The 5,352-nt window shown below is 69.3% G+C and carries 3 protein-coding genes and 1 pseudogene; 1 reads left to right on the top strand and 3 read right to left on the bottom strand.

Annotated elements, in window-relative coordinates; translation table 11 throughout:
- Positions 1–82: 82 nt before the first annotated feature.
- A complete protein-coding gene (locus L0H79_RS20325) occupies positions 83–730 on the bottom strand; it encodes a DUF1345 domain-containing protein (RefSeq protein WP_301486459.1) in 648 nt (215 codons plus the stop codon).
- 306 nt (positions 731–1,036) lie between these two features.
- Positions 1,037–3,583 carry an RNA helicase gene (locus L0H79_RS20320; RefSeq protein WP_301486458.1) on the bottom strand — a complete coding sequence of 849 codons (2,547 nt, stop codon included), beginning with the start codon at positions 3,581–3,583 and terminating at the stop codon, positions 1,037–1,039.
- Positions 3,584–3,729: 146 nt separating this feature from the next.
- Here L0H79_RS20320 and L0H79_RS20315 point away from each other — a divergent pair, with 146 nt between their 5' ends.
- Positions 3,730–5,073: a hypothetical protein gene (locus L0H79_RS20315; RefSeq protein ID WP_301486457.1), complete on the top strand. Its 1,344-nt coding sequence runs from the start codon at positions 3,730–3,732 to the stop codon at positions 5,071–5,073.
- A 45-nt stretch (positions 5,074–5,118) separates the two neighbouring features.
- Here L0H79_RS20315 and L0H79_RS20310 read toward each other — a convergent pair.
- Positions 5,119–5,352, bottom strand: a pseudogene (locus L0H79_RS20310) (gluconolactonase); the annotation flags it as partial.

The raw sequence follows: 5,352 nt of genomic DNA, 5'->3' as shown, positions 1-5,352 counted from the left end.
CCGCGTCATAGGTGTAAACCCCACCGCCCGTGATGGGCCCCCCTCTGCCCGGGGGGGGGGCGGCGCGCCGGGAGGGGCGGGGTCAGCCGCCGCGACCGGCCAGACCTGAGATGAGGTTGATCGTGGCGGCGATGATGACCGTGCCGTAGACGTACCCGAGCAGGCACTGGCCTAGCACGACCCGGCGGATCGCCGAGTCCTTCAGATCCGTGTCGGAGACCTGGTAGGCCATGCCGTTGTTGAACGCGAAGTAGGCGAAGTCCGAGAACTGCGGGTCGGCGTCCTGCTTGAAGTCGATCGGCGGCACGGGACTCGAGTAGTAGATCCGCGCGTAACGCAGCAGGTAGACCGTGTGGACCAGCAGCCACCCCACGGCGATCGCCACCACCCCGATCAGGGCGTCGACGACCTGCTCGGTTCCGGTGCTCGAGGTGCCGATGAGCAGGACCGCGACGGCGCAGAGACCGAGCAGCCCGACCACGATGACGATGACGTCCGAGATGGCTGCTCCCGGGTCCTCCCCGTCGACGTGGCTGCGGGTGGCGGCCGCATCCATCCGCAGGAGGGTGCGCAGCAGCGTCAGCGAGAAGGCGAGGCCGGCGATGATGAACGCGAGCAGGACGTTCGCGAGCGGTTCCCGGGGCGGGCCGACCGGGACGATCCAGCGGAGCAGTCCGACGACGATGCCGACGAGCAGGGCGAGGCTGAGCCTGACACGGATTCTGCCCACGCGCGCAGGCTACCGGTGCAGCCGAGGATCAGGACGTGACCACGCCAGCCGGTGAGCCGTCGAAGTTGGCCCTCATCGTCAACCCGGTGAACGTCACCGACACCGACGTAGCCGAGCCGGTCGTTGCCGAGGTCTGCCGCCCCCGCCGCTGAACCGACAGGTAGGTGAGCGCGTGAACACCCTCTGCCGCAAGTGGATCCGCCCGGCCGACCTCGACCCGGCCACTCGATCTGGACAAGACGAGGGCGCCCGTCCCATCGGGCTCCTGCGGTGCGGCGAGGTTCTGGTGGGTCAGCGTCGGCGCTGTCATGCATCCAGCCGCTCGAAACCGGTCACGGTCAGGACGGCTGCCCCCACCTCGTCGCTGGCGGCGAGGTCAACCTCGGCGGTGATGCCCCAGTCGAGGTCGCCCGCAGGATCCACGACGACCTGCCGCAGCAGCCAGCGACCCGGCTCACGGGTGACCTGCAGCAGCGCGGGGGAGCGGGCGGCCTGGTCGGTCGCGATCGAGTCGTGATCGTCGTAGTAGGCCCCGAGCGCGTCGTTCCAGGCGTCGGCATCCAGCCGCACGCGCTGCGGCGGGTCGGTCAGCTCGGCGACCCGAGCCTCGAGCTCGCCGAGTGCCTCCCACTGGTCGCGGGCGGCGAGCTCGACCCGGTGGAACATGGCATTGCGGAGCAGCACGTTGAAGGCGCGCTCGTTCGCCGTGAGGGGTCGGACCGGTGGCGCGACCTCGGCCCGACCGGGACCGACCGCGCCCGGGTTGACGAGGTCCTCCCACTCGTCGAGCAGGCTCGAGTCGGTCTGGCGGATCATCTCGCCGAGCCACTCGATGGTCTCCTCGAACTGCTCGTTGCGCGCCGACTCGGGGACCGTATGGCGCAGGGCTCGGTAGGCGTCCGAGAGGTAGCGCAGCAGTAACCCCTCCGACCGCGAGAGGCCGTAGTCCGAGACGTACTCGGTGAACGTCATACCGCGCTCGTACATCTCGCGCACCACGGACTTCGGCGAGAGGGCGTCGGGTGAGATCCACGGGTGCGACTGGCGGTAGGCGGTGAGGGCGACCTCGAGCAGGTCGGCCAACGGCTTGGGCCAGGTGACCTCCTCGAGCCGCTCCATCCGCTCGTCGTACTCGATGCCGTCGAGCTTCATGGCAGCGATGGCCTCGCCGCGAGCCCGGTGCTCCTGTGCCCAGAGGACCTGGCGCGGGTCCTCGAGGATCGACTCGATGATCGAGACGAGGTCTCGCGAGTACGTCTCGGACTCGGGGTCCAGGGTCTCGACGACGGCGAGGGCGAACGGCGCGAGCGGCTGGTTGAGGGCGAAGTCGCGCTGCAGGTCGATCGTCAGGGCGTAGCGGCGCCCGCTGGGCTCCGGCTCCGGCAGCCGCTGCATCACCCCGGAGCTGAGCAGCTCCTTGGCGAGGACCAGCGCGTGTCGGTGCAGGCGCCGCTGTCGGGTCGCGTCCTCGTGGTTGTCCGTTAGCAGCCGCGCCGCGTGCGCCACCGGATTCCCCTCCCGGGCAAGGATGTTGATGAGCATCGAGTGTGACACCCGAAGTCGCGGCCGCAACGCCTCGGGCTGCGAGGCGACGAGCTTGTCGAAGGTCTCCTCGCTCCAGCCGATGAAGCCCTCGGGGGCCTTCTTGCGCTGGATCTTGCGCCGCTTCTTCGGGTCGTCACCGGCCTTTGCCTCGGCGCGGAGGTTCTCGACGATGTGCTCCGGCGCCTGCGCGACGACCCAGCCTCGGGAGTCGAACCCGGCCCGCCCTGCGCGGCCGACGATCTGGTGGAACTCGCGCGCCTTGAGCAGCCGCTGTCTGGTCCCGTCGAACTTCGTCAGTCCGGTGAGCAGGACGGTGCGGATCGGCACGTTGATCCCGACGCCGAGGGTGTCGGTGCCGCAGATGACCTTGAGCAGTCCGTCCTGGGCGAGCTGTTCGACAAGCCGCCGGTACTTGGGCAGCATCCCGGCGTGGTGCACGCCGACACCCTGCCGGACGAGCCGCGACAGGGTCCGCCCGAAGCCGGTCCCGAAGCGGAACCCCCCGATCCGCTCGGCGATCGCCTGTCGCTCCTGCCGGGTCGTGACCTTCATGCCGACGAGCGACTGTGCCCGCTCGAGGGCCGCCGCCTGGGTGAAGTGCACGACGTACACCGGCGCCCGGTCGCGGCCCAGCAGCTCCTCGATGGTCTCGTGGATCGGGGTCACGGCATACCCGAACTCGAGCGGGACGGGTCGGTCGGTGCCCGTGATGACCGCGGTCTGCCGCCCGGTCCGGCGGGTCAGGTCGTCGCGGAACCTCGTCACGTCGCCGAGCGTCGCCGACATGAGGATGAACTGCGCCTGCGGCAGCTCGAGGATCGGCACCTGCCAGGCCCACCCGCGGTCCGGCTCGCTGTAGAAGTGGAACTCGTCCATGATGACGAGCCCGACGTCGGCCGAGGTCCCCTCTCGCAGGGCCAGGTTGGCCAGGATCTCGGCCGTGCAACAGATGACCGGCGCATCGGCGTTGACCGACGCGTCGCCGGTGATCATGCCGACGTTGTCCGCACCGAAGGTCTCGCACAGGGCGAAGAACTTCTCCGAGACCAGCGCCTTGATGGGCGCCGTGTAGAACGAGACGCGGTCCTGCGCGAGGGCGGTGAAGTGCGCGGCCGTGGCCACGAGCGACTTGCCCGATCCGGTCGGGGTCGAGAGGATGACGTTGCTGCCGGACAGGACCTCGAGGAACGCCTCGTCCTGGTGCGGGTAGAGGGTGAGCCCCCGCTCGGACACCCAGTCGGTGAACGTCTCGTAGAGCGCGTCCGCGTCGGGGTCTGGCGGGATGCGCTCGGTCAGGTTCACCGCCATACCGTATGCCACCGTGTGGCTCACCACTGGTGCCGCCTCATGTCAAGGCTGCATCCCCCCGGGTGCCCTTCCGGTATCACGAGGATGCCCCGTTCTCGGGCCAAGAGGGCAGCCGATCCGGCCGGCGCGACGACCAGACTGAAAGGGTGCGTGCGTTCTCGGGTGCCCGGCTGGAGCCTCGAAGGGATGACCGCGGCCCTGACCGCCGGCGCCCCTCGTCACCCCGCCAGGCGGCGGAGCTTCGCGACCTCCGCTCGTTGCAGCAGCTGGCCGGCAACCGCACGGTGACCGGGCTGGTCGGCTCGCTGGCGGTGCAGCGCTATCCGGTTCCGAGCGCCGAGCAGCTCGTGAAGGACACCGGATACAAGGGTGGAAAGTTCAACAAGGGCAGCTGGGCCGCCCTGCTGGTGCAGCTCGGCGGCTACAAGCAGAACGGCGACAACAACACCCTCACGGCCATCCGCCAGGCCAGCAGGAAGGCACGCGAGACGTTCTCCGCCGACAAGAAGAAGAAGAAGGTGGGCAACGCCACCGCCGCCACCATCGTGACGGCCTTGACCAGGCTGGAGGTGGACTGCCAGATCGACGTCCTCCGCCATCAGGTGACACAGGTGACACAGCAACTGGTGCAGCTCACCGATCCGCTTGCCGTGTCCGGCCTGCACTCGAAGGTGGACCAGATCCAGCAGCTGATCACCCAGAGCACCGACGACGGCACGCTGGGCGGTTGGCTCGGCGGGATCCGAGGTCAGATTGACGGAGTTTTCCGGAAGCAGTGGCCGGCGAGCCTCGCCGGCCTCCTCAACCAGCACTCCCACTACCACCCTGACCGCACCTTCCTGGTCGCCGACGGGCCGGAGTTCACCTACCCGCTGCCTCACGTGGCGTGGAAAGCCCACCTCGGGGCGAGCCGGCAGACGGCGTTCCAGGTGCTCGCGGCCGCCCTGCCCGTCCTGAAAGCACTCGGCGTGCAGCACAAGGTCGACACCGACCCGGACGTCTTCACCAAGACGAACAAGTTCGTCACGATCTACCCGCCGCGCGACGAGGCGCTGTGGCCGAAGCTCATCGCCGTGCTCGATGTCGTCCCCGGGACCGTGCAGGTCGCAGGCGAGCTGCCGGTGGGTCGTAGCGGTGCCGTGGGGATGCGGCACGGGCAGATCACGGGACTGGACCAGGCCGTCCTGGCCCAGTACAAGCTCTCCCTGGTGCTCGAGGGGAAGAAGGTTGCCGGCTACTCGTGCTGCTCGATCATCGACGACCGGTCCAAGAAGCCGCTCACCCTGGTGCCGGCTCCCTGGGACGCGAGCCTGCCGACCTTCCTGACACTGCACAGCAGAGTCGTGCACGTGGTACAGCACGTCAAGGCGTCTGGCAAGGACAAGGTGGCTCCGGCGATCCTTCACGAAGGGGTGATCCGGCCCGATCCTCGTCAGGAGCCGAACCCGTTCAAGGTCGACCTGCCCGAAGGTGTCACGGCGAAGCAGTGACTCCGGTGCGCGGGGCCGGCTGACCTCGCGCGATCGGTGCCACCGTCAGGGCCGACCGGCGTGGGGCACGTCGACCCGCACGGCGAGCAGGCTCGCCTCGCGGGCCGCCTTGCGTGCCTCCTCCTGGAAATCCGGCGCCGCGCACACGTAGAGGGTCCGCCCGTCAGCGCCGCCCAGCATGCACGCGAAGACGCCGATCCCCGGCTGGATCTCCTCGAGGATCTTCCTGCCCTCCCGGCCCCGCACGCCCCGACCGCCGATCGCGTCGGCGACCCCCAT

Origin of the sequence: Intrasporangium sp. (assembly GCF_030452765.1) — a bacterium.
Lineage (GTDB): Bacteria > Actinomycetota > Actinomycetes > Actinomycetales > Dermatophilaceae > Intrasporangium_A.
Note: the sequence above shows the minus strand (reverse complement) of the source record. Positions and strands in the feature narration are given on the sequence as shown.

What these genes read in the sequence shown, in the direction of transcription:
- L0H79_RS20320 (WP_301486458.1), bottom strand. Translation starts at nt 3,583, where the DNA reads ATGGCGGTGAACCTGACCGAGCGCATCCCGCCAGACCCCGACGCGGAC.